At 68.9% G+C, this 23,647-nt stretch carries 19 protein-coding genes; 7 read left to right on the top strand and 12 right to left on the bottom strand.

Translation table 11 applies throughout. The annotated features are described in order from the left end of the window. Positions 1-126: 126 nt before the first annotated feature. The 5 genes from ABT245_RS09435 to ABT245_RS09415 all read right to left on the bottom strand — a co-directional run bounded on the left by ABT245_RS09435 (position 127) and on the right by ABT245_RS09415 (position 8,548). Positions 127-1,068, bottom strand: a complete 942-nt coding sequence (locus ABT245_RS09435) for an anti-sigma factor family protein (protein ID WP_351730875.1) — start codon at positions 1,066-1,068, stop codon at positions 127-129. Beyond that, a complete protein-coding gene (gene sigM / locus ABT245_RS09430; protein WP_351730873.1) occupies positions 1,065-1,790 on the bottom strand; it encodes an RNA polymerase sigma factor SigM in 726 nt (241 codons plus the stop codon). Before sigM ends, ABT245_RS09435 begins: the two co-directional genes overlap by 4 nt. Before the next feature lie 26 nt (positions 1,791-1,816). Beyond that, a complete protein-coding gene (locus ABT245_RS09425) occupies positions 1,817-3,541 on the bottom strand; it encodes a protein kinase family protein (RefSeq protein ID WP_351730870.1) in 1,725 nt (574 codons plus the stop codon). A gap of 119 nt (positions 3,542-3,660) precedes the next feature. Then, a complete protein-coding gene (gene murJ, locus ABT245_RS09420; protein WP_351730868.1) occupies positions 3,661-6,120 on the bottom strand; it encodes a murein biosynthesis integral membrane protein MurJ in 2,460 nt (819 codons plus the stop codon). A 46-nt stretch (positions 6,121-6,166) separates the two neighbouring features. Next, a complete protein-coding gene (locus ABT245_RS09415; protein ID WP_351730865.1) occupies positions 6,167-8,548 on the bottom strand; it encodes a DUF6049 family protein in 2,382 nt (793 codons plus the stop codon). Positions 8,549-8,801: 253 nt separating this feature from the next. Between ABT245_RS09415 and ABT245_RS09410 the strand changes: the two genes are divergently transcribed. Beyond that, a complete protein-coding gene (locus ABT245_RS09410; RefSeq protein WP_351730863.1) occupies positions 8,802-10,244 on the top strand; it encodes a CCA tRNA nucleotidyltransferase in 1,443 nt (480 codons plus the stop codon). Positions 10,245-10,353: 109 nt separating this feature from the next. On the opposite strand, the gene ABT245_RS09405 is transcribed toward ABT245_RS09410, so the two are convergent. From ABT245_RS09405 to ABT245_RS09390, 4 genes are all read right to left on the bottom strand, one after another. Beyond that, positions 10,354-10,860, bottom strand: coding sequence for an LppU/SCO3897 family protein (locus ABT245_RS09405; protein ID WP_351730860.1), 507 nt, complete (start codon positions 10,858-10,860; stop codon positions 10,354-10,356). Between the two features lie 98 nt (positions 10,861-10,958). Continuing rightward, the gene (locus ABT245_RS09400) at positions 10,959-12,236 is read right to left on the bottom strand and encodes an MFS transporter (protein ID WP_351730858.1); all 1,278 of its coding nucleotides are present in this window, start codon (positions 12,234-12,236) and stop codon (positions 10,959-10,961) included. Positions 12,237-12,323: 87 nt separating this feature from the next. Further along, the gene (locus ABT245_RS09395) at positions 12,324-13,406 is read right to left on the bottom strand and encodes an inositol-3-phosphate synthase (protein WP_351730856.1); all 1,083 of its coding nucleotides are present in this window, start codon (positions 13,404-13,406) and stop codon (positions 12,324-12,326) included. Positions 13,407-13,449: 43 nt separating this feature from the next. Further along, positions 13,450-14,133, bottom strand: a complete 684-nt coding sequence (locus ABT245_RS09390) for a PadR family transcriptional regulator (RefSeq protein WP_351730853.1) — start codon at positions 14,131-14,133, stop codon at positions 13,450-13,452. A gap of 364 nt (positions 14,134-14,497) precedes the next feature. On the opposite strand from ABT245_RS09390, the gene ABT245_RS09385 reads away from it, so the two are divergent. Then, positions 14,498-17,152 (top strand): transglycosylase domain-containing protein, encoded by a 2,655-nt coding sequence (locus ABT245_RS09385; protein WP_502982090.1) that lies wholly within the window; start codon positions 14,498-14,500, stop codon positions 17,150-17,152. Positions 17,153-17,280: 128 nt separating this feature from the next. Continuing rightward, positions 17,281-18,789: a glycosyltransferase family 87 protein gene (locus ABT245_RS09380; protein ID WP_351730850.1), complete on the top strand. Its 1,509-nt coding sequence runs from the start codon at positions 17,281-17,283 to the stop codon at positions 18,787-18,789. Between the two features lie 118 nt (positions 18,790-18,907). Here ABT245_RS09380 and ABT245_RS09375 read toward each other — a convergent pair whose 3' ends face one another. The 3 genes from ABT245_RS09375 to ABT245_RS09365 form a co-directional block, all read right to left on the bottom strand. After that, positions 18,908-19,939 (bottom strand): alanine racemase, encoded by a 1,032-nt coding sequence (locus ABT245_RS09375; protein ID WP_351730847.1) that lies wholly within the window; start codon positions 19,937-19,939, stop codon positions 18,908-18,910. Between the two features lie 83 nt (positions 19,940-20,022). Next, positions 20,023-21,144, bottom strand: a complete 1,122-nt coding sequence (gene femX, locus ABT245_RS09370; protein WP_351730845.1) for a peptidoglycan bridge formation glycyltransferase FemX — start codon at positions 21,142-21,144, stop codon at positions 20,023-20,025. Between the two features lie 178 nt (positions 21,145-21,322). After that, a complete protein-coding gene (locus tag ABT245_RS09365; protein WP_351730843.1) occupies positions 21,323-21,634 on the bottom strand; it encodes a hypothetical protein in 312 nt (103 codons plus the stop codon). A 266-nt stretch (positions 21,635-21,900) separates the two neighbouring features. On the opposite strand from ABT245_RS09365, the gene rpsF reads away from it, so the two are divergent. From rpsF to rplI, 4 genes are all read left to right on the top strand, one after another. Beyond that, positions 21,901-22,191: a 30S ribosomal protein S6 gene (rpsF, locus tag ABT245_RS09360; RefSeq protein ID WP_077798159.1), complete on the top strand. Its 291-nt coding sequence runs from the start codon at positions 21,901-21,903 to the stop codon at positions 22,189-22,191. A gap of 68 nt (positions 22,192-22,259) precedes the next feature. Next, the gene (locus ABT245_RS09355; protein ID WP_351730841.1) at positions 22,260-22,853 is read left to right on the top strand and encodes a single-stranded DNA-binding protein; all 594 of its coding nucleotides are present in this window, start codon (positions 22,260-22,262) and stop codon (positions 22,851-22,853) included. A 57-nt stretch (positions 22,854-22,910) separates the two neighbouring features. Further along, positions 22,911-23,147 (top strand): 30S ribosomal protein S18, encoded by a 237-nt coding sequence (gene rpsR / locus ABT245_RS09350; RefSeq protein ID WP_003949403.1) that lies wholly within the window; start codon positions 22,911-22,913, stop codon positions 23,145-23,147. An 18-nt stretch (positions 23,148-23,165) separates the two neighbouring features. Further along, positions 23,166-23,612 carry a 50S ribosomal protein L9 gene (gene rplI / locus ABT245_RS09345; RefSeq protein WP_351730839.1) on the top strand — a complete coding sequence of 149 codons (447 nt, stop codon included), beginning with the start codon at positions 23,166-23,168 and terminating at the stop codon, positions 23,610-23,612. The last annotated feature ends 35 nt before the right edge of the window (positions 23,613-23,647 follow it).

Below are 23,647 nucleotides of genomic sequence, written 5' to 3'. Positions count from 1 at the left end.
CCCACCCAACGGATCCTACGGGGCCTGCATTCCCGCTGTGCCCGGGCACACGGGAAGTCCCACAGGAGGATTGCCGCTGGGGACCGGGCCGAATCCCAGCCGCCGAGGAAGGAGAACCGCGGGTGCTCAGGAACGGGTGAAGGACTGCTTCCACAGGACGGTGCCCGGCGCCACGGGCTCCCGGCCGACACAGGCCGCGTCGACGACATACGCGTGGACCCGTGTGCTGTCGCCGATGTCGGGCAGCACGACGAGATAGGCGGCCTTCCCGTCGTACGTCCCCTGCTTGGCGCCGAGGATGTCCGCGTTGCTGTTGAGGCCTTGCCGGATACAGTCCGGGACCGGGGCCGCTGCGTGGCGCAGGGTGTCCGCGCTTTCCCCGGCACCCGGGCTACGGGACTCCGGCCCGAGGTCCAGCCGTGGACGCTGGCTGCCGGAGCCGTGCGGGGAGCCTTGCTGTGTGGTGAGGAGGTCGGTCACCTGGCTCTGAAGGCTCTTCTCGGAGAAGGTGCCGGCGGTGGGGGTCTGCCTCCCCTGCGCGGTCGTATCCGGCTTGTCGGTGCCGAGGGTCTGGAACAGCAACGAGCCGGCGCCCAGGACGGCAGCCGTGAGGACGGCGCCCATGACGACGGTCCTACGGCGCCCCCGGCGGCGAGCCTTGCGTCCCGGACCGGTCGCCGCATGAGGACGCCCGGCGGGCCGGTCCACCGGAGTCGATGTTTCACGTGAAACATGCGTCGCGGTGTTCTCGTCGGGCCCACCCGGGGATGCGCTCGCCCAGACCGCGCTGGGCAGCGGGTCGCCGGGAGCCGTGGCGGCGAGCAGCGCCTCCGCGGCGAGGGCGGCGTCGATCCGGCCGGCCACATCGGCGGGCATCTGCGGCGGGCCCGGCAGGGTGCCCAACAGCCCGCGGATCTCCTCCAAGGAACGGTGGACATCCGCGCACAGGCCGCAGGCGTCCAGGTGCCGTCGTACCTCCGTGGTCCGGGACGGCGGGAGCAGACCTTCGGTGAAGTCGGAGATCTCGGCGACGTCCGGGTGCCCGGTCGTATCCGTCAAGGAAGTCATGCTCGCCCACCTCCGCCCTTCACTGCGGCTGAATCACTGGATCCCGCTGGCTGTGGACCGCTGTCCCCGGGGCCCGCTGCCGGTGGGACGGATGTCCCCTCCGACCGGTTCCGTGCCGGATCCGGTTCCTTGTCGTCCCCGGCCTCTTCCGCCCGTAGATGGGAGACCAGGGGAAGGAGTCTGGCTCTGCCACGGGCGCAGCGGCTCTTCACGGTCCCGATGGGCACATCGAGGATCCGGGCGGCCTCGGCGACCGGGTAGCCCTGCATATCCACCAGGACGAGGGCGGCACGCTGGTCGTGCGGAAGCGTTCCCAGAGCCTTCAGGAGCTGCCGGTGCAGATCGTTGCGCTCGGCGGGTGCCGAGGCCGATTCATGCGGTTCCAGCAGCTGTTCCAGCCGCTCGGTGTCGTCGACGGGGGCGGTCTTGCGGGAGGCCGCTTTGCGGGCCCGGTCGAGACAGGCGTTCACCGTGATCCGGTGCAGCCAGGTCGTGACGGCCGACTGGCCCCGGAAGGTGTGGGCGGCCCGGTAGGCGGACACCAGGGCGTCCTGGACGGCGTCAGCGGCCTCCTCGCGGTCCCCCAGCGTGCGCAGGGCGACCGCCCAGAGCCGGTCCCGGTGGCGGCGGACCAGCTCCCCGAAGGCATCGGGATCACCCGTGGCGTGCCGGGTGAGCAGGTCCTGATCGCTCACTCCGTCGAATCCGCTGCCGTCCGCCATCCGACCCCCTCCGGCTCCGGTGAACGTCAGCCCGCGAACTTCACCTCGGTGATGGCCTGCTTGTATCCGGCGCCGCTGTACTCGGCGGGGTCTGGGCCGGAGCGCGGCACCGCGGTGAGCCACACGAGGACGTACTGGGTCTTCACCGGCTTGCCGAGCTTCACCGTGGCGTTGGTACCGTTCGTCCTGACGCTGCCGATCTTGTCCATGGCGTCGAGCGACGACGGCGTCGGAGAGTCGGACGCGTACAGCTCGACGGTGGTGTGATCGCCAGCGTAGCGAAGCCCGATGGACGCCGTGGAGAGTTCCTTCACCGAGCCGAGGTCGTAGACGATGCCCACGCCCGGCTTGTACGGCGCGATGGATGGACCGCCGGTGAAGGTCTTGGTTCGCCAAGTCGTCGAGGTGTCCCCGTCGTATGTCTTGTCGACGTCACCGGGGTGCTGGGCGTCCCCCTCGGCGACGAACTCCTGGGCGCCCCGGATCTTGAGCGCCGTGGCGGGCTTGGCTTTGTCCTTGCTCTTGTCGCCCTCGCCCGTCGTCTGGGTGTTGTTGGTGTCGTCGGACTGGTTGCCCTGGTCCATCAGGGCCTCCGCCAGCTGCCAGCTGCCCAGTCCCAGGGCGGCGATCAGGAGGGCGGAGACCGCCCACTTGAGGGCCTTGCCGGTGCGGCTCTGCAGCGGGGGCGGCGGGGGTTGGATGGGCTGGGTGACGCCGGGGTGCGGCGTGGGTCGGCCGTAGGTGCCCTGCTGGTACGTCGTGCGCTGGTACTCGGGCGGCGCGGTGAATGCCGGCTCCGGCGGGCGGATGCGGGGCATCTCGCCGATCGCCTTCACCAGCTCCTCCGGCGTGGTGCACGGCGCCTCGTGCCGGGAGGCGGTGGCACCGTCGTTGACGAGCGCCCGCATGGCCAGTTCGGACAGGCCACGGTGGACGCCCGCCCGCACCTGGTCCGGGGCGATCAGACCGACCTGCTTGGGCAGTCCGGACAGGCCGTAGGCGTCGTTCTCGTACGGCCATCGCTGGGTGAGCGCGGCGTACAGCAGAGCACCGATCGACTCGGTGTCCGTGCGCTGCGGGGTGTCGGAGTCGATGCCGCGCAGCGCGGCGTTCACGGCCAGGCCCCGGATGCGCCACTGGCCGCTGGAGGTGCGCAGCACGGCGTTCGGGTTGAGACGCAGATGGGCGAGGCCCTCGCGGTGGGCCGCGGCCATGGCGGAGGCGACCTGGCTGACCATCTGGTAGGCGTCGTGCGGATCCAGCGGCGCCGAGGACAGCAGCGGGGTCAGCTCGGTGGCATCCGGCAGCCACTCGTGCACGACGTAGACGAGGTCGTTCTCCTCGACGGCGTCCAGGACCTGCACGAAGCGGGGGTCGCCCAGCAGCGCCGAGGAACGGGCGGCGGCCAGGACATTACGGGCCCGCGGATGCTCGGCCGGCAGAATGTGCACGCCGACGGCCCGGCGGAGCTTCTCGTCGACCGCCCGCCAACTGCTGAATCCGTCCAGACGGGTGACGCACTCTTCGAGACGGTAGCGTCTGGCGAGCTTGTGACCGCTGTGCAACTCGGGAGGCGAGGCCTTCTTCCCGGGGCTTTCGGTCCCGTCGCTCCCCTGCGCCCCGTCGTTGCCCGTGTCCCGCTCCGGGTTCTGGGCCACCCCGTCGGCCGTGGACTGGTCCGCCTTGGCGGTCAGCGGCTCGTCGCCGCTGTTGCCTGCCACGTCGACGGCAGCCGTGCTCCGTTCCGCCACCGTCGTTCCCTGCCTCCCCATCCGTTGCACGCTGTCCGACGCCGAAACCAATTGTGCCCACAGTCTGCCGCTATGCACGACACACGGGGGCGCGTGATGGTTGTGCGCGTACCCCCGCCTCAGCGTCCCAGACGCCCGCGCACCATGCCCGTGAGGGAGTTGATTTCCTCGATGCGCATGCGGCGGGCCGCGACGAAGAAGACACCGAGCAGCAGCGCCCCGCCGACCAGAAGCGCGAGGAACGAGCCGACCACGCCCTGGCCGAGGGAGTGGCCGATGCCGTAGCAGGCCGCACCGCTGAGCGCGGCGGCCGGTACGGAGGCGATGCACAGCCGCGCGTACGTCCGCAGGACACGGGCCCCGTCCAGGTCGCCGCCGAGCCGGTTGCGCAGCCGCTTCCAGGCGACGCCCACGCCGATCGCGTACGCGAGGCCGTAGGAGGCAGCCATGCCGGCCACGGCCCAGCGGGCCGGCAGCAGGAAGTAACAGGCGGCCGAGGCACCCGCGTTGACCGCGGCCACGATGACCGTGTTGTAGAAGGGGGTGCGGGTGTCCTCGTAGGCGTAGAAGGCGCGCAGGACGACGTACTGCACGGAGTAGGGGATCAGGCCGAGGCCGAAGGCCATCAGCATGTAGCCCATGTTGGTGGCTCCACCGGTGCCCGAGGAGCCGAAGATCAATGTGCACATCGGGATGCCGAGGGCCAGGAAGCCGAACGCGACGGGCACGATGGCCACGGCCGTCGTCCGCAGCCCCTGGGAGATGTCGTCGCGGACGGCGCCCGCGTCGTTCTCTGCGGCCGAGCGTGCGATGCGCGGCAGCAGGGCCGCCATCAGCGAGACGGTGATGATGGCCTGCGGCAGGCCCCAGATCAGCTGGGCGTTGGCGTAGGCGGCGAAACCGGTGCCGTCGACGGGCGAATTCTTGCCGGCCGCGGTGGACAACTGGGAGACGACGAGCGCGCCCGCCTGGTTGGCGAGGACGAACAGGATGGTCCACTTGGCGAGCGTGGCGGCCTTGCCGAGGCCGTGGCCGCGCCAGTCGAACCGCAGCCGCAGCCGGAAACCGGTCTCCCGCAGATACGGGATCATCGCCAGGGCCTGGACGACCAGGCCGAGCACCACACCGATGCCGAGCAGACGCTCGCCCTCCGGCGGGATGTTCGTGACCTTCATTCCGGAGTTCGCCGCGGTGCCGTACACCCAGATGAACATGCCGAGCGTCACGATGATGACGATGTTGTTCAGGACCGGGGTCCACATCATCGCGCCGAACTTGCCGCGCGCGTTGAGGATCTGACCCATCACCACATGGATGCCCATGAAGAAGATCGAGGGCAGGAAGTAGCGGACGAAGGTGACGCCGACCTCGTTGGCTGCCGGGTCGCTCGCCACCGAGTCCGACAGCAGGCGGATCAGGATCGGAGCGGCGACGACCGCGAGCACCGTGAGCGCGCCGAGCGCCACCATCACCAGGGTCAGCAGACGGTTGGCGTAGGACTCGCCGCCGTCCTCGTCCTCCTTCATGGCGCGCACGAGCTGCGGCACGAAGACGGAGTTGAGGCCGCCGCCGACGGTCAGGATGTAGATCATCGTCGGCAGCTGGTAGGCGACCTGGAAGGTGTCACCGAGCAGACCGACGCCCAGCGCCGACACGATCAACGCGGAGCGGATGAATCCGGTGAGGCGGGAGACCATCGTGCCCGCCGCCATCACGGCGCTCGACTTCAGCAGACCGGAAGCACGCCCGCCCTTCTTGGCGGGTGCGGCGGCGGGTGCGGCGGCGGGCTCGGGCGCCGGGGCCGCGGCGGGTGCGGGCGCGGCAGGAGCGGCGGGGGCGGCGTCCGTCGGCGCGTGCGCACCGGCCGCGGGCGGCGCCGTCTGGTACTGCGCCTGCTGGTACGGCCCCGCCTGGTGGGGATCCGCGGGGGACTGGGCCCCCTGATACTGGCTCCCTTGGTACTGGGTGCCCTGGTACGGGCCCGCCGGGTACTGCGCGGCGGGGTTCGACGTGCCGGGGTTCAGGTTCCCGGGGTGCGGGGCCGCCGGGTACTGCCCCGCCGGGGCCTGCCCGCCGCCCGGGCCGGGCCCGGCCGAAGACTCCATGGGCGGCTGTCCGCCGCCCTGCTGCTGGTCCCGGAAGAGGTGAGCGAAGGCGTCCGGCTCGTGGTGCTCCTCGCCGGAGTGGGTGACGAGATCGTCCACGCCCACGTACTGAGTCGTACGCGGGTCGTCGCCGTACGGCAGATGCTGGGTGGGTCCGGCCGCCTCGGGCGGTGGGGTCTGGGCCCACACACGCGGGTCGGGGGCGTAGGGCGACTGGGCCGGCCGGCCGTACAGCGGCTGCTGCGGATAGGTCCCCGGGGGCGGCGGGGGGTGCGCGGCCCGGTCGTAGAGCGCCTCGCCGACCGGGTCCTGGGCGGCGAGGTCCTGCGCGCGGTAGGGGTCCTGTTCGTAGGCGTCCTGGAGATACATGTCCGCCGCGTGCTGCGGCGGCACCTGGCCGGGCTCGGGCGGCGGCTCGGGGTAGCCCGAGCCGGCCGCGCCCTGGCCGCGGTCACCGTCGTACGGCGCGTTCATGGTTACCCCACCTCATCGTCCCCGGGCCGACCGGCCACGACATCGCTCAACGGTCCACTCTCTCACCCGTCGCGGACGGGTCGACGCTTTCCGATGCGGTGTCCGGTGCCGGGTCACTCGGCTGCTCTGGCTCGGATGCCCCGGAACGGGTCTCGGACTCCTTCTGGAGACGCTCCGAAGGGCCCTCGGGGTTCTCCGGCCCCCCGGGGTTCTCCGGCCCGTCGGCCTCATCCCCCGCGGTGTCCGGGCCGTCCTCCTCGGCCTGCCGGGCGGCGGCGCGCTTGCGCTGCGTGTACATCCGGAAGCCGGCGAGGACGAGGAGCAGTACGCCGCCGCCGATGACCAGCATGACGGTGGGCGTGACCTCGGTGACCTTCACGTCGAAACTGACCGGGGCGCCGTACTCCTGGCCGTCCTCCGTGTACAGCCGGGCGATGACGGTCACCCGGCCGTTGGCATTGGCCGAGGTGGTGAACTTCACGGACTGGCTGTGCCCGCCGGAGACATCGACGGGCTGTTCCGCGTAGGCCTTGCCGCCGACGTTGAGACGGGTCGGCATGGTCGAGGTGAGCCGCAGCACCAGGTGGTCGACGCCCTGCACCAGGTTGTTCTGGACGGTGACCGGGATGGTGGCGCTGCGGCCGGAGAGCTTCATCTCCGACTTGTCGATCAGTTTGACCTGGTCGGTCAGATGGTCGAGCCAGCCCTCCACGCCCTGCCGGAAGCCGTTCGCCGAGCGGCCCCTGCCCCGCCAGGACGTGGCCATCTCACGGTTTATGGCCCGCCCGAAGGGGGTCACCACGCGGGACTCGTCGGACAGGACCACCTGGAAGTTGTCGAGCTTGTCCTGCGTCCGCGCGATCTGCTCGAAGACCGTCCGCGGCAGTTCCTGCTTGCGCAGCGAGGAGGGGTACCCGGACCTCGAAGGGATCTTCGTGGTGGCGGCGGGGTCGGGCTTGGCCTTGGCGGCGGCGGTGAGGTCCTGGGACTGGGACCAGTTCCCGCCCTCCAGCGCCGTGATCGCCTGGGCCATCGCCCGGGCCTGGCTCGCGGTCGGCATGCGCTGCGGGGCGACGACGATGCTGCGCTGCTTGTCGGTCTGGGTGTTGAGCGCGAGGCTCTGCGCGAGGAACTTCTGCACGGCGAGGGTGGTCGGGCCCGCCGCCGTCAGATCGCCCTCGAACGCCGTGGACAGCCGTGTGTCGGCCACGACGGCCGTGGTGCCGCCGCCCACCGGACGGGCCGCGGAGGGCGTGTAGGGCAGGCCGCCGGTCTCCTGGAGGCTGTCGCTGCGGGCGATCACCTTGTCCGCGCCCGCGGAGGTCGCCACCTTGATGATCGACGGGTCCACGGCGCCTTCCACCGGCCAGGCGAAGTCGGTGCTCGGTGTGATGTGGAGGACCGTCTGGACCGTGGTGGCGGCGACGTCCGTGGCGTCCTTGAGGTGGCTGAGCGAGCCCGTGACGCTGGTGCCGTTGTGGGCGAGGGAGGCCAGGTCCGGGTCGGCGAACGGGAGGGCGACGACCTGCTTGCCGGCCACCGCCTTCTGCAGGTCCGCGAGGAACTGCTTGGCCAGTGCCTGGTGTGTGCCGGCCGTCGTGGTGTCTCCCTCACCCTGGATCTGGTAGTTGCGCGTCATCGCGTCCACCGTGGCCAGCAGGTCCGGGTCGATCACCCAGGTGACGTCGAGTCCCGTGCCGAGCGCCAGCATCTGGGACAGCCGGCCGCCGGGCGCGATCTCCTTGGCGAGGTCGTCATTGAGGAAGACCGGCGTCTGGTGTTCACCGGGACCGGTCTGCGCGGTCATGCGGACGGTGGAGATCAGCGGCCACAGGAACGTCGTCTTCGTGCGGGTGCCGGCCTCCGTCGGCTGCCAGGGCAGGAAGGTCCGCCGGACGCCCAGCACCTGCTCCCAGGGCTGGGCGGAGGTCTCACCCGAGAGCGAGACATCGAATTCGTAGACGCCGTCCTGACCGAGGCCGAGCTGGTCGGCCGGCACGGAGATGCTGAAGCGTTCGGAGACTCCTGGAGAGAGCTTGTCGAAGGTCTCCACGTACTTGCCGCCGACCTCGGCGGCGACGATGCCCTGGGGGTCGGAGGAAAGCCGGGCGGTGCTGTCGACAGCCGAGCGGGTGGTCAGCAGCGGGCCAACCCGGACTCCCACATGGGCATCGGTGACCGCCTGCTTGCCCTTGTTGGTCACCGTGCCCGACACGGTCAGCGTGTCCCCTTCGGTGGGGGCGCTGGGCGTGAGGGTGTCCACAGAGACGGATACGGTGCCCGAGGTGGCGGCCTGTGCGGGCGCCGCCGTGGGCAGCAGGAACGCACCCGCCAGCAGGGGCACACCGGCGAGCAGTGCCCCGGTGCGCCGCAGCCACCGGCGGGCAGGTGAGGGAGTCGTCCCCTGGAAGTCTGCCGCCTCGGCCACGCGCTCGCCCGTCCCTCGTCGTCAGTGGTCGTCCCAATGTGCGTCCACGCATGGTAACGATGCCCGCTGAGGGGAAGTGCCGCGGTCCGCCTCACAAGATCGGTGACGGCGACGGTCCGTCCGGCATGCTCGGTATCGGACGGAAAGCGCGAGTGCACCGTGATGGCAGCGCTTGCGCAGGTACGGACGGAGATGTTCGCCCGTGCTTAATGGGGGCGCTTCCGGTGGTCAGGGCCACGTACCCTGTTCTGTTGTGCCGAACGCCAATGAAGACTCTCCCACTGCCCTGAGCCAGGTGCAGCAGCGCGCGGTGAGCGAACTGCTGCGGGTGGCCCCCGTCGCCGACGATCTCGCCCGCCGTTTCCAGGAGGCCGGGTTCTCACTCGCCCTGGTCGGCGGCTCGGTGCGGGACGCGCTGCTCGGCCGGCTCGGCAACGATCTGGACTTCACCACCGATGCCCGTCCCGAGGATGTACTCACGATCATGCGGCGCTGGGCGGACGCCGTCTGGGAGGTCGGGATCGCCTTCGGTACGGTCGGTGCGCAGAAGGACGGCTACCAGATCGAGGTGACCACCTACCGGTCGGAGGCGTACGACCGCACCTCGCGCAAGCCGGAGGTGGCCTACGGCGACTCCATCGAGGCTGATCTCGTCCGGCGTGACTTCACGGTCAACGCGATGGCCGTGGCCCTGCCGGAGAAGGAGTTCATCGACCCGCACGGCGGACTTGCGGATCTCGCGGCCCGCGTGCTGCGCACGCCGGGTACCCCCGAGGACTCCTTCTCCGACGATCCACTGCGGATGATGCGGGCCGCCCGCTTCGCCGCCCAGCTCGACTTCGAGGTGGCCCCCGAAGTCGTCGCGGCGATGAAGGAGATGGCCGGCCGTATCGAGATCGTCTCGGCCGAGCGGGTCCGGGACGAGCTGAACAAGCTGATCCTGTCCGCGAACCCGCGCAAGGGACTGTCGCTGCTGGTCGACACCCGCCTTGCCGACCATGTGCTGCCCGAGATGCCGGCGCTTCGTCTGGAGCGCGACGAGCACCACCGGCACAAGGACGTCTATGACCACACGCTGATCGTCCTGGAGCAGGCGATCGCGCTGGAGGAGGACGGGCCCGACCTGACGCTCCGGCTGGCCGCGCTGCTCCATGACATCGGCAAGCCCCGCACCCGTCGGTTCGAGAAGGACGGCCGGGTCTCGTTCCATCACCACGAGATGGTCGGGGCGAAGATGACCAAGAAGCGGATGACGGCGCTGAAGTACCCCAACGACCTGGTGAAGGACGTCTCGCGTCTGGTCGAGCTGCATCTGCGCTTCCACGGCTATGGCGCCGGAGAGTGGACCGACTCGGCCGTCCGCCGCTATGTCCGCGACGCGGGACCCCTACTCGATCGTCTGCACAAGCTGACCCGTTCGGACTGCACCACCCGGAACAAGCGGAAGGCGGTGGCACTGTCCCGGGCGTACGACGGTCTGGAGGAGCGCATCGCGCAGCTTCAGGAGCAGGAGCAACTCGATGCGATCCGCCCTGACCTGGACGGCAACCAGATCATGGAGATCCTGGGAGTAGCGCCCGGCCCGGTGGTTGGCAAGGCGTACAAGCATCTGCTGGAGCTTCGACTGGAGAACGGCCCGATGGAGTACGACGCGGCCGTGGCGGCACTCAAGGAATGGTGGGCCGAGCAGGGCTGAGGCCGTGAAACGGGGTCATGTTTCACGTGAAACATGACCGGGTCGGGAACGCCGAGGGGCGATGTTTCACGTGAAACATCGCCCCTCGGTCGTCGGATCACCCGCGCTGTTACTTGGTCTCCTTCAGGCAGAGCACCACGTTATGACCGCCGCCCGACTGCACGTAGTAGATCGTGGAGTCCTTGACGGACTCGCACTTCTTCTCGTCGCTGGTTCCGTCGAACTTCTCGACGACCTGGTACTGGGAGTCGCTGGAGGAGCAGTCGACCTCATTGAGGTCGGGGCTGGTGTACGACCCCTTGTTGTGCATGCAGGCGCCCACCGAGGTGGTCTCCGCGTCGTCGCGGCTCAGGAACCAGCCGGCACCGAACTTCAACGCGATCACGATGATGGCGACGACGATGCCGCCGATGACGCGTATCGCCTTCTTGCCGATCCGATTGCGCGGAGCGGGCTGCGGCGGAGGAACGGGGGCACCCTGAGCGGGGAACGGGGCGTAAGGCTGCTGCGGAGACGGAACCTGACCCTGCTGCGGGTGGCCGCCCTGGGGCGGGTGAGGGGCCTGACCCTGAGGCGGGTAGGGAGCCTGCCCCTGGGGCGGCGGTGGAGTTGACACGGGGGTCCCCCTGGAACGTTTGTGCGCGTGGCGCGAAATAAGACTCACGTAAGTTAGCGGCTGCCACTGACAACCCCCTCATCCGGAGGGGCTCTGTGTCATTGATGTGACACTCTTCGCCGCTCAAAGCGGCCCATAGTCGCCGCAACCGCCGCGTAGACAAGGGCCACCACGACCACCAACACGATCGAGCGGCCGTCCGGCGGGAGCATCAGGGCAGCCACCCCCGCGGCACCCACGAAGGCGACGTTGAACAGGACGTCGTACACGGAGAAGATCCGGCCCCGGAAGCCGTCGTCCACGGACGACTGGACGATCGTGTCCGTGGCGATCTTCGCGCCCTGGGTGGTCAGCCCCAGCGTGAACGCCGCCACCAGCATGGGCGCCGTGGCGAACGGCAGGCCGAGCGCGGGCTCAAGGACCGCGGCGGCCCCGGCGCACACGACGATCCAGCGGCCCGGTCCGATGCGTCCCACCACGGCGGGGGTCACCACGGCCGCGGCGAAGAAGCCGGCGCCGGACACCCCGACCGCGAGCCCCAGCAGCCGGAGCCCCTCTTCGGGGGTGGCGGCGAGGGAGTACCGGCAGAGCATCAGCACCAGGACCAGCAGCGCGCCGTAGCAGAAGCGCATCAGCGTCATCGAGGACAGCGCCCACGCCGCCTCCCGGCGCCGGGGCTCGGCGAGATGCCGCACGGCCGCCGGCAGGTCGCGCGCGGTGTCCGCGAGGGACTTGCCGAGGTGCGGCTGCAGCGAGTCCCGGTCGGGGCCGAGCAGTTCGGGTGCCATGGTGAGCGACACGAGGGCCGAGCACAGATAGAGCGTGGCGCCCAGCAGCACCACCGCGGCGTCGGAGTCCGACACCAGCAGCCGTACCGCGAGGGCGAGACCACCGCCCGCGGTGGCGGCGAGCGTTCCGGCGGTCGGCGACAGGGAGTTGGCCATCACCAGCCGATCGGCATCCACCACACGGGGCAGCGACGCGGACAGGCCGGCGAGGACGAAGCGGTTGACGGCGGTGACGCACAGCGCGGAGACATAGAACAGCCAGTCCGGAACCTGGCTGACCATCAGGACGGCGGTGGCCGCCGCGAGGACGGCACGCAGCAGATTGCCGTGGACGAAGACCTGGCGCCGGCGCCAGCGGTCCAGCAGGACGCCCGCGAACGGACCGACCAGGGAGTAAGGGAGCAGGAGCACGGCCATCGCGGAGGCGATCGCGGCGGGCGAGGTCTGCTTCTCCGGGGAGAAGACGACGTACGTGGCGAGCGCGACCTGGTAGACGCCGTCGGCGCCCTGGGAGAGCAGGCGCACGGAGAGCAGGCGGCGGAAGTTCCGCAGGCGCAGCAGGACGCGCAGGTCACGGACGACGGGCATGGGGCACAGCCTCACACACGGCAGGGTCCCCGGGTCAGGCGACCCGGGGACCCCTCACAGCCCTGGCAGGAGCGATTTCGGCGTGGTCTAGCGCTCGACGTCGCCGCGGATGAACTTCTCCACGTTCTCGCGGGCCTCGTCGTCGAAGTACTGGACCGGCGGCGACTTCATGAAGTACGAGGACGCCGAGAGGATCGGGCCGCCGATGCCCCGGTCCTTGGCGATCTTCGCGGCGCGGAGGGCGTCGATGATGACACCGGCGGAGTTCGGGGAGTCCCAGACCTCCAGCTTGTATTCGAGGTTCAGCGGGACGTCGCCGAAGGCGCGGCCCTCCAGACGGACGTAGGCCCACTTGCGGTCGTCGAGCCAGGCGACGTAGTCGGACGGGCCGATGTGCACGTTCTTCTCGCCGAGGTCCCGGTCGGGGATCTGCGAGGTGACGGCCTGCGTCTTGGAGATCTTCTTGGACTCCAGACGCTCGCGCTCCAGCATGTTCTTGAAGTCCATGTTGCCGCCGACGTTCAGCTGCATCGTGCGGTCCAGGACGACGCCGCGGTCCTCGAACAGCTTCGCCATGACCCGGTGCGTGATGGTCGCGCCGACCTGGGACTTGATGTCGTCACCGACGATCGGGACGCCCGCCTCGGTGAACTTGTCCGCCCACTCCTTGGTGCCGGCGATGAAGACCGGGAGGGCGTTGACGAAGGCGACCTTGGCGTCGATGGCGCACTGGGCGTAGAACTTCGCCGCGTCATCGGAGCCGACGGGCAGGTAGCAGACGAGGACGTCGATCTGCTGGTCCTTGAGGATCTGGACGACGTCGACGGGCTCGGCGTCGGACTCCTCGATGGTGGCCCGGTAGTACTTGCCGAGGCCGTCGAGGGTGTGGCCGCGCTGCACGGTGACACCGGTGGTGGGCACGTCGCAGATCTTGATGGTGTTGTTCTCGGAGGCGCCGATGGCGTCCGCGAGGTCGAGGCCGACCTTCTTGGCGTCGACGTCGAAGGCGGCGACGAACTCGATGTCACGCACGTGGTAGTCCCCGAACTGCACATGCATCAGTCCGGGGACCTTGGACGCCGGGTCGGCGTCCTTGTAGTACTCGACTCCCTGCACCAGCGAGGCGGCGCAGTTGCCCACGCCGACGATCGCTACGCGAACCGAACCCATTCCGGTTGCTCCCTGTGTGTACGAGTGAGGCCCTGAGTGGGCTTCACATGGCGGTGTCGTCGGGCGTATCCGTCCCGGGGGTGCCCCCGGGACGGGGCAGGCCGCCCGTCGCTCCAGATGTGGTGTTCCGCTGAGCGGTCTCCCCGGAGGCGGAACCCTTCAGGTCCCGTCCGGCCCGCTCGCTCTCGATGAGCTCGTTCAGCCAGCGCACTTCGCGCTCCACGGACTCCATCCCGTGGCGCTGGAGCTCAAGCGTGTAGTCGTCGAGGCGCTCCCGGGTGCGGCCCAGCGAGGCGCGCATCTTCTCCAGGCGCTCCTCCAGCCGGCTGCGGCGCCCCTCCAGGACGCGCATGCGGACGTCCCGTGACGTCTGTCCGAAAAAGGCGAAGCGAGCCGCGAAGTGCTCGTCCTCGTAGGCGTCCGGACCTGTCTGCGAGAGCAGTTCCTCGAAGTGTTCCTTGCCCTCCGCCGTCAGCCGGTAGACGATCTTGGCGCGCCGGCCCGCGAGGGGCGCGGCGAGGGCGTCCTCGTGGGTGTTCCCCGGTTCCTCGATCAACCAGCCGTTGGCGACCAACGTCTTCAGGCAGGGATAGAGCGTCCCGTAGCTGAACGCTCGGAACACCCCCAGTGACGTATTGAGTCGTTTGCGCAGCTCGTAGCCGTGCATGGGAGATTCGCGGAGCAGGCCGAGCACGGCGAACTCAAGGATGCCAGAACGCCGGCTCATCATCGCCTCCTCTCGTCCGTCTCACACGCTTATCTCGCTCTGATGTATCGACTCGATACATCACGACGATAGAACGGCGCATCGGATGGGACAAGAGGGATGACGGTGAACGGGATCACATCACCGATTCGTAGGAAGCAACTTGCCTGATTTGGGGTGAACTTCGACGCTAGGCGGGTTTTGGCGGTGCGTAGTCTGTGCGGCATGTATGCCACCGGGAACCATGTGACGCCTGGGGGCGTCCTCGTCCCCGGTGCAGTACGGGTGAGTGCGGGAACGACCGCATCCGTACTTCGGGGGGACCGGAAACCAGCTGCCGTTTCCAGGCGCGCAAGGGTGCGCCTGCCCGAGGAGTAATCGTTCGATGAGCGAGCACCGTCGCAAACCGCCGCAGCCGCAGGGAGGCGGACGTGCCGCGGCCCGACGCGGCCAGTCCGGCTCGTCATCCGGCCGCCGCGCGGCACCGCGAGGCGCCACCGGGTCTCCTTCCGACTCCTATGGGTCCAGTTCCTATGGGTCGGGACCCGAGGACACCGGAGGCCAGGAGCGCCCCTACGGCGGGCGGGCCGAGGCCCGCCGGGCAGCCCAGAGAAGCGCAGGCGGCCGACGCAGAGCGGCCGACAACACCGGTCCGGGCGGCCGGCGTGACGGCCCTCCCGGGCGCGGCAGGGGCCGGGCGAACATCCCCGACAAGAAGCGGCTCATCGACTACCCCCGGGCGGGGAAGTACGGATGGCAGCGCTGGATGCCCTCCTGGAAGCTCGTCTCCGGGCTGTGCATCGGCTTTCTCGGCAGCCTGGTGGCCATGGTCGGCGCCGGCTACGCCATGGTCTCCATCCCCAACGAGAACGTCGCGGCCAAGTCGCAGAACAACGTCTACTACTGGGCCGACGGCACTCAGATGGTCGCCACGGGCTCGGGTGCCAACCGGCAGAACGTCACCATCGACCAGATCCCCGAGGCCATGCAGTGGGCCGTGATCTCGGCGGAGAACAAGAGCTTCTACAAGGACTCGGGCCTGGACTACATGGGCATCGCGCGCGCCCTGGTCAAGATGGCCCAGGGCGGCGATACGCAGGGTGGTTCGACGATCACCCAGCAGTACGTGAAGAACACCTACCTGACCCAGGAACAGACGGTCACCCGTAAGTTCAAGGAGATGTTCATCTCCATCAAGGTGGGCACGAGGCTGACCAAGCCGCAGATTCTCCAGGGCTACCTGAACACGTCGTACTACGGCCGGGGCGCCTATGGCATCCAGGCCGCCGCGCAGACCTACTACGGCAAGGACGCGGTCGATCTCAAGCCGAGCGAGTGCGCCTTCCTCGCCGCACTGCTCAAGGGTCCTACGTACTACGACCCGGCGGGCAACGACAGCATCGACAAGACGGCGACGGCCGAGGCCAACCTCAAGCGTTCCGAGGACCGCTGGGGCTGGATCCTCGGCGAGATGCACAAGGACAAGCGCATCACCGACGCCGAGTACCAAGAGGCGATCAAGAAGTACCCGACGCCCCAGGACCGCAAGGCGACCAAGGGCATGACGGGCCAGATCAGCTACCTGGCCGACACCGCGAAGAAGTACGTCCTGAACCACTCCGACATCACGGAGGCACAGTTCGACCAGGGCGGCTATCAGATCCACACGACCTTCCGGAAGGACAAGGTCGACGCCCTCAGCAAGGCCGTCAAGAAGATCGAGAAGAAGAAGATCGACCCGAAGAACCGCGAGGAGGACAAGTACGTCCAGTTCGGCGCGGCGTCGGTGGTGCCCAACGACGGCGCGATCGTCGCGCTCTACGGCGGCGCGGGCTACGAGAACGGCCACTTCACCAACAACGCCGACACCTCGGGTGTCCCCGTCGGTTCGACATGGAAGCCGTTCGTGCTGGCCGCGGCCATGGAATACGGCACCTATCGGACCGACGGCACGGGCCTGTCGCCGCTGAGCAAGTACAACGGCAACGACAAGCTCAAGGTCAAGCGGCCGGACGGCAGCTACTTCCTGGACAAGGACAACCAGGTCTTCCTCCAGAAGAACGAGAGTGCAAAGGCCTGGGGCTACATCTCCCTGCGCAAGGCGATGGAGCAGTCCGTCAACACACCGTTCGTGCAGCTGGGCGTCGACGTGGGGATGACGAAGGTGCGGGATGTCGCCAAGTCGTCCGGCATTCTGCAGGACAGCATGGCGCCGGACCTCAACCCGTCCTTCGCCATCGGTACCTCGACCCCCAGCGCGATCCGCATGGCCGACGCCTACGCGACGTTCGCCGCCTCCGGAAAGCAGACGGACCCCTACTCGGTGACCGAGGTCAAGAAGGACGGCAAGGAACTGGAGGGCTTCACCAAGCCGAAGCCCTCGCAGGCGATGCCGGCCAAGGTCGCGGACAACGTCACGGACGTCCTGGAGAACGTCATCCAGAACGGTACGGGTTACAACGCCAAGGCCCTCGGCCGTGCGGCGGCGGGCAAGACCGGTACCACCGACAAGAACAAGTCGGCGTGGTTCGTCGGCTACACCCAGCAGCTGTCGACCTCGGTCGCGATGTTCCGTGAGAACCCGAAGGACCACAAGCTGCTGTCCATGAACGGCACGGCGGGTGTGGACTCCATCCACGGTGGTGACATCCCGACGCTGGTGTGGACCGAGTACATGAAGGCCGCGCTGAAGGGGACGAACGACGTCGGCTTCCCGGACGCCGAGAAGATCGGTGAGATCCAGGACGAGGAAGGCGCCCCGACCCCGACCCCGACGCCCAGCATCACGCCGAGCGAGACCCCGAGCGAGACGACGCCCAGTCCGACGCCGAGCGAGACGCTCGAAGAGCCCTCGCCGTCCCCCACGGAATCCTGCCGGCTCAACCTGAACTGCCCGACGGACGGAGGCACCGACACAGGCGGCACCGACGGAGGCGTGACCTCGTCGCCAACGGCCACGGACACGTCCGGAACAGGAACCGGCAACAGCAGAGGCAATGGCAATGGCAATGGAGGCTTCTTCACCGGACCGACGGGCTAGGGCCGGAGCCTGACCGGTTGGCGCTCATATCGCCCGCCAAGGGCGTTTCACGTGAAACATGGGCCGCCGCACCACGAGGTGCGGCGGCCCTCGGCGTGTTCCAGGGCGCGTACGGCAGGATGTGCCCCATGCCCAGTGCAGAAACGACGCCCACACGCGTGCATGAGCCGGAGCCGGTGCGGCCGACCAGGCAGGACGAGGTCGCCGCGGCCGGCAGTGAGCTGATCGGCGGCCCCATCGGACGGCGTGCCCTGCTCGGCACGTCCTGGTGGACCCCCGTACGGGTGGTCGCGCTGGTGGCGATCGGCATGTTCGCCCTCGGCCTGGTCCAGAAGGCACCCTGCTACAACGGCGCCTGGTTCTTCGGTGCCAGTTCGCAGTACACGCATGCGTGCTACTCGGACATTCCGCACCTCTACCAGGGGCGTGGCTTCGCCGACGGGCTCGTGCCCTACTTCGACAGGCTCCCGGGCGACATGGACTACCTGGAGTACCCGGTACTCACCGGTGTGTTCATGGAGGTGGCCGCCTGGCTCACGCCCGGCAGCGGCAGCATCCAGCACCAGGAGCAGTGGTACTGGTTCGTCAACGCCGGGATGCTCATGGTGTGCACGGCCGTCATCGCCGTCTGTGTGACCCGCACCCACGCCCGGCGCCCCTGGGACGGACTGCTGGTCGCCCTGGCACCCGCCTTCGCGCTGACCGCCACCATCAACTGGGACCTGCTGGCGGTCGCTCTGACGGCCGCGGCGATGCTGATGTGGTCCCGCGGCCGCTCCCTCGCCTTCGGCGTCCTCCTGGGGCTCGCCACGGCCGCGAAGCTCTATCCCTTGCTGCTGCTCGGCCCGCTGTTCCTGCTGTGCTGGCGCGCGGGCAAGTGGCGGGGCTTCGGCACGGCCCTGGGCGGTGCGGTGGTCGCCTGGCTCGTCGTGAACCTGCCGGTGATGCTCTTCGCCTTCGAGGGCTGGTCGAAGTTCTACAGGTTCAGCCAGGAACGAGGCGTGGACTTCGGTTCCTTCTGGCTGATCTGGGCCCAGAACTCGACCCACCCGCCCACCACCGAGACGGTCAACACGCTCGCCATGGTGCTGATGCTGCTGTGCTGCGGCGGCCTCGCGGCGCTCACCTTCGTCGCCCCGCGCCGGCCCCGTTTCGCGCAGCTCGCCTTCCTGATCGTGGCCGCGTTCATCCTCACCAACAAGGTCTACTCGCCGCAGTACGTCCTGTGGCTGGTGCCGCTCGCCGTACTGGCCCGGCCCAAGTGGCGGGACTTCCTGATCTGGCAGGCCTGCGAGGTGGCGTACTTCCTGGGGATCTGGATGTACCTCGCCTACACGACCAGCGGAGACGCCCACAAGGGCCTGCCCACCCAGGGGTACCACTGGGCGATCGCGGTGCATCTGCTGGGCACGCTGTTCCTGTGCGTCATGGTCGTGCGGGACATCCTCATGCCGGAGCGGGACGTGGTGCGCCGGGCCGGTGACGACGACCCCTCGGGCGGAGTGCTCGACGGGGCCGAGGACGTCTTCGTCCTCGGCGGCGCGGCCCGCCCGCCGCGGCACGCCACCCACTTCGGCGCGCCGCAGGTGGAATGGGGAAGCCAGGGACCGCCGGCCTCGACGGACCGTTCGCTCTGAGCGAACACCGTCCCTGAAGAGCCGCCGAGCCACAGAACGGCACCGGTGCGTGGCAAGGGCCGTACACGGAAGTCCGTGTACGGCCCGTCGGCTGTCCGGGGGCGGCGCGGAGGCCGGCTCAGCGGTCCATCAGCCGGTCGAACTGCGTGGTGGTGTGCCGCAGATGGGCCACCAGTTCCTCGCCGACCTTCGGCTCGGGTGCGTCCGACGGCACGAACAGGATCGACACCTGCATGTGCGGCGGCTCGGCGAACCAGCGCTGCTTGCCGCCCCACACGAACGGGGAGAGGTTCCGGTTGACGGTGGCGAGGCCGGCCCGTGCCACGCCCTTGGCGCGTGGCATGACACCGTGCAGCGCCTTGGGGGCCTCCAGCCCCACCCCGTGCGACGTACCGCCCGCCACGACCACCAGGAAGCCGTCGGAGGCGGCCTTCTGCTGGCGGTAGCCGAAGCGCTCGCCCTTGGCCACGCGCGTCACGTCCAGGACCGCGCCGCGGTACTCGGTGGCCTCGTGGTCGCCCAGCCACAGCCGGGTGCCGATGCGGGCACGGAAACGGGTCTGCGGGAACTGCTGCTGCAGCCGGGCCAGTTCATCGGCCTTCAGATGGCTGACGAACATCGTGTGCAGGGGCAGCCGCGCCGCGCGCAGCCGGTCCATCCAGCCGATGACCTCCTCGACGGCGTCCGAGCCGTCGGTGCGGTCCAGCGGCAGATGGATGGCGAAGCCCTCCAGCCGGACGTTCTCTATGGCGGCGTGCAGCTGCGGCAGCTCCTGCTCGGTGATCCCATGCCGCTTCATCGAGGACATCACCTCGATGACCACGCGGGCGCCCACGAGGCCGTACACGCCGTCCACGGACGACACCGAGCGGATGACCCGGTCGGGCAGCGGTACGGGCTCCTCGCCGCGCCGGTAGGGCGTCAGCACCAGCAGATCACCGCCGAACCAGTCCTTGATCCGTGCGGCCTCGTACGTCGTGCCCACGGCGAGGACGTCGGAGCCCAGCCGTGTGGCCTCCTCCGCCAGACGCTCGTGCCCGAAGCCGTAGCCGTTGCCCTTGCAGACCGGGACGAGACCCGGGAACTGCTCCTGCACGTGCTTGTGATGCGCCCGCCAGCGCGCGGTGTCGACGTAGAGCGTGAGCGCCATGGCCGGACCTGGAACCTTTCTCGTGGCTGCGGTGTGTCAGAGGTATGAGAGCTATCGACGGTATCGAAGCCCCCGGCGCGCGGTCAGCGGCGCGACATATAGATGTCCAGCGCCTTGTGGAGCAGCTTGTTCAGCGGGAAGTCCCACTCGCCGATGTACTCGGCGGCCTGGCCGCCGGTGCCCACCTTGAACTGGATCAGGCCGAAGAGGTGGTCGGTCTCGTCCAGCGAGTCGGAGATCCCGCGCAGGTCGTAGACGGTCGCGCCGAGCGCATAGGCATCGCGCAGCATCCGCCACTGCATCGCGTTCGAGGGCCGGACCTCGCGGCCGATGTTGTCGGAGGCGCCGTAGGAGTACCAGACGTGTCCGCCGACGATCAGCATCGTCGCCGCCGACAGGTTCACCCCGTTGTGCCGGGCGAAGTACAGCCGCATGCGGTTGGGGTCCTCGGTGTTGAGGGCGGTCCACATGCGCTGGAAGTACGACAGCGGGCGGGGCCGGAAGTGGTCGCGTACCGCGGTGATCTCGTACAGCCGCTGCCACTCCTCCAGGTCGTGATAGCCGCCCTGGACGACCTCGACACCAGCCTTCTCGGCCTTCTTGATGTTGCGCCGCCACAGCTGGTTGAAGTTCTTGTGGACCTCTTCCAGGGAGCGGTTGGCCAGCGGCACCTGGTAGACATAGCGGGGCTGGACATCGCCGAAGCCGGCGCCGCCGTCCTCGCCCTGCTGCCAGCCCATGCGGCGCAGCTTGTCGGCCACCTCGAAGGCGCGGGGTTCGATGAAGTCGGCCTCGATGTCACGCAGACGCTTGACGTCCGGGTTCTGGATGCCCTGCTTGATGGAGTTGGCCTCCCAGCGCCGGATGATCACCGGCGGGCCCATCTTCACGGAGAACGCGCCCTGCCGCTTGAGATGGGCGAGCATCGGCTGGATCCAGTCGTCCAGGTTCGGCGCGAACCAGTTGATCACCGGGCCCTCGGGGAGATAGGCGAGATAGCGCTTGATCTTGGGCAACTGGCGGTAGAGGACCAGGCCCGCGCCGACCATTTCGCCCGTGCGGTCGTCGAACCAGCCCAGGTTCTCGGAGCGCCACTCCGCCTTGACGTCGGCCCAGGCCGGGACCTGCATGTGACTCGCCGCCGGCAGGCTCTGGATGTAGGCCAGATGCTGCTCACGACTGATGGTCCTCAGGGTCAGGGTCATTCGGGGCGCTCCTCGGGCTGGTGTGTCCCCCTGGGTACAGGGGCTCCGGCTCTCGCGCCGAAGCCTACTGCGCCTTCCCGGCGCCCCGGCTGGCCGTACGGGACCTTCGCACCGGCCTGTGGACGCCGGTGCGTTGGGAGTTGCTTCACATGAAGTTCGGCCGGTGGTGTCGGCAGGGTCAGAGGAGACCGCCGAACAGGCCACCGTGCGCCATGCTGATGAAGAAGCCGATGCCCGCGGCACCGAGACCCAGGATCAGACCGAACCGCTCACGTGTGGTCTCCGAGATCCACTGTCCGAAGGCACCGGTCAGGATGCCCACCAGGCCGGTCCAGGAACTGAGCAGGTGCAGGCTGTGGAAGAAGGACGTGATGAAGGCCGTCAGTCCGAGCACCAGCGTCAGCCCGAGCAGGGCGTCCTGGATCGGATGAAGCTTGTCGTCGGTGGCGAAGAGAGATCCGGCGGTGTTGGGTCGCAATGCCTGTGCCATGGGGCACCTCCTGCGGAAGGCGGCGCATCGTAGCGCCTTACACACCCGATGTGTACAGATTGACGGCCCCCGCGACCGGATTTCAACCGGAAGCCGGTGGGCGGGTAGTGTGTACCGTCTGCATCGGTGTCTGCCCGGACCGCGGTGGGGGGAATCCCGGCGGGACCCCCTGATTGTCAGTGGCGGCCGATACCGTTGCGTACGCATCACAACCCTCCTGCCACGGAACGACCGTGGCCGCTGAGTCCGAAGGAGGTGGGTTCCACATGCGTCACTACGAGGTGATGGTCATCCTCGACCCCGATCTTGAGGAGCGTGCTGTCTCCCCGCTGATCGAGAACTTCCTGTCCGTCGTCCGTGACGGCGGCGGCAAGGTCGAGAAGGTCGACACCTGGGGTCGTCGTCGTCTCTCGTACGAGATCAAGAAGAAGCCCGAGGGCATCTACTCGGTCATCGACCTGCAGGCCGAGCCTGCGGTCGTCAAGGAGCTCGACCGCCAGATGAACCTGAACGAGTCGGTCCTCCGGACCAAGGTCCTCCGCCCCGAGATGCACTGAGCTTCGGCTCAGTCGACCTCGGGATTCGAGTAGCAAGCAGCCAGAGCAAACCCGCCGAGAGGTTCCCCATGGCAGGCGAGACCGTCATCACGGTCGTCGGCAATCTTGTCGATGACCCCGAGCTGCGCTTCACCCCGTCCGGTGCGGCGGTCGCGAAGTTCCGCGTCGCGTCCACTCCTCGCACCTTCGACCGTCAGACGAACGAGTGGAAGGACGGCGAGAGCCTCTTCCTGACCTGCTCGGTCTGGCGTCAGGCGGCGGAGAACGTCGCCGAGTCGCTCCAGCGAGGCATGCGCGTCATCGTGCAGGGCCGACTGAAGCAGCGGTCCTACGAGGACCGTGAGGGCGTCAAGCGCACGGTCTACGAGCTGGACGTCGAGGAAGTCGGCGCCAGTCTCCGCAGCGCCACGGCCAAGGTGACCAAGACCTCCGGTGGCGGCCGCGGCGGCCAGGGTGGTTACGGCGGCGGTGGCGGCGGCCAGGGTGGCGGCGGCTGGGGCGGCGGCCCCGGCGGCGGCCAGCAGGGCGGCGGCGCTCCCGCCGACGACCCGTGGGCGACCGGCGCTCCCGCCGGTGGCGGCCAGCAGGGCGGCGGCGGTGGCGGCGGCTGGGGCGGAGGCTCCGGCGGCGGAGGCGGCTACTCGGACGAGCCCCCCTTCTAGGTCTTTGGACCAGGGACGGGCCGTACCCACACTTCTTGATCACACAGGAGAAACACCATGGCGAAGCCGCCTGTGCGCAAGCCTAAGAAGAAGGTCTGCGCTTTCTGCAAGGACAAGGTCACGTACGTGGACTACAAGGACACGAACATGCTGCGGAAGTTCATTTCCGACCGCGGCAAGATCCGTGCCCGCCGCGTGACCGGCAACTGCACGCAGCACCAGCGTGATGTCGCCACGGCAGTCAAGAACAGCCGTGAGATGGCGCTGCTGCCCTACACCTCCACCGCGCGCTAAGGGAAGGGTGACCGACTCATGAAGATCATCCTCACCCACGAGGTCTCCGGCCTCGGTGCCGCGGGCGACGTCGTCGAGGTCAAGGACGGTTACGCTCGCAACTACCTGATCCCGCGGAAGTTCGCGATCCGCTGGACCAAGGGCGGCGAGAAGGACGTCGAGCAGATCCGTCGCGCTCGCAAGATCCACGAGATCCAGACCATCGAGCAGGCCAACCAGGTCAAGGCCCAGCTCGAAGGCGTGAAGGTCCGTCTGCCCGTCCGCTCCGGCGACGCAGGCCGCCTCTTCGGTTCCGTCACCCCGGCCGACATCGCTTCCGCGATCAAGGCTTCCGGTGGCCCCGAGGTCGACAAGCGCCGCATCGAGCTGGCCGCCCCGATCAAGACCCTGGGCGCCCACGAGACGTCCGTGCGTCTGCACCCCGAGGTGGCCGCCAAAGTCAGCATCGAGGTTGTCGCGGCCTGATCGCTGCGTTCTGCTTGAGCAGTCATGGAAGGGAC

This window comes from Streptomyces sp. NPDC001508 (genome assembly GCF_040298665.1).
Classification (GTDB): Bacteria; Actinomycetota; Actinomycetes; order Streptomycetales; family Streptomycetaceae; genus Streptomyces.
The sequence above is the reverse complement of the archived record's forward strand: the minus strand, read 5'-3'. Positions and strand labels throughout refer to the sequence as shown.

Coding starts and splice junctions, on each gene's coding strand:
- ABT245_RS09435 (WP_351730875.1), bottom strand. CDS start 1,068: ATGACTTCCTTGACGGATACGACCGGGCACCCGGACGTCGCCGAGATC.
- sigM (WP_351730873.1), bottom strand. CDS start 1,790: ATGGCGGACGGCAGCGGATTCGACGGAGTGAGCGATCAGGACCTGCTC.
- murJ (WP_351730868.1), bottom strand. CDS start 6,120: ATGAACGCGCCGTACGACGGTGACCGCGGCCAGGGCGCGGCCGGCTCG.
- ABT245_RS09400 (WP_351730858.1), bottom strand. CDS start 12,236: ATGCCCGTCGTCCGTGACCTGCGCGTCCTGCTGCGCCTGCGGAACTTC.
- ABT245_RS09395 (WP_351730856.1), bottom strand. CDS start 13,406: ATGGGTTCGGTTCGCGTAGCGATCGTCGGCGTGGGCAACTGCGCCGCC.
- ABT245_RS09390 (WP_351730853.1), bottom strand. CDS start 14,133: ATGAGCCGGCGTTCTGGCATCCTTGAGTTCGCCGTGCTCGGCCTGCTC.
- ABT245_RS09385 (WP_502982090.1), top strand. CDS start 14,498: ATGAGCGAGCACCGTCGCAAACCGCCGCAGCCGCAGGGAGGCGGACGT.
- ABT245_RS09380 (WP_351730850.1), top strand. CDS start 17,281: ATGCCCAGTGCAGAAACGACGCCCACACGCGTGCATGAGCCGGAGCCG.
- ABT245_RS09375 (WP_351730847.1), bottom strand. CDS start 19,939: ATGGCGCTCACGCTCTACGTCGACACCGCGCGCTGGCGGGCGCATCAC.
- femX (WP_351730845.1), bottom strand. CDS start 21,144: ATGACCCTGACCCTGAGGACCATCAGTCGTGAGCAGCATCTGGCCTAC.
- ABT245_RS09365 (WP_351730843.1), bottom strand. CDS start 21,634: ATGGCACAGGCATTGCGACCCAACACCGCCGGATCTCTCTTCGCCACC.
- rpsF (WP_077798159.1), top strand. CDS start 21,901: ATGCGTCACTACGAGGTGATGGTCATCCTCGACCCCGATCTTGAGGAG.
- ABT245_RS09355 (WP_351730841.1), top strand. CDS start 22,260: ATGGCAGGCGAGACCGTCATCACGGTCGTCGGCAATCTTGTCGATGAC.
- rpsR (WP_003949403.1), top strand. CDS start 22,911: ATGGCGAAGCCGCCTGTGCGCAAGCCTAAGAAGAAGGTCTGCGCTTTC.
- rplI (WP_351730839.1), top strand. CDS start 23,166: ATGAAGATCATCCTCACCCACGAGGTCTCCGGCCTCGGTGCCGCGGGC.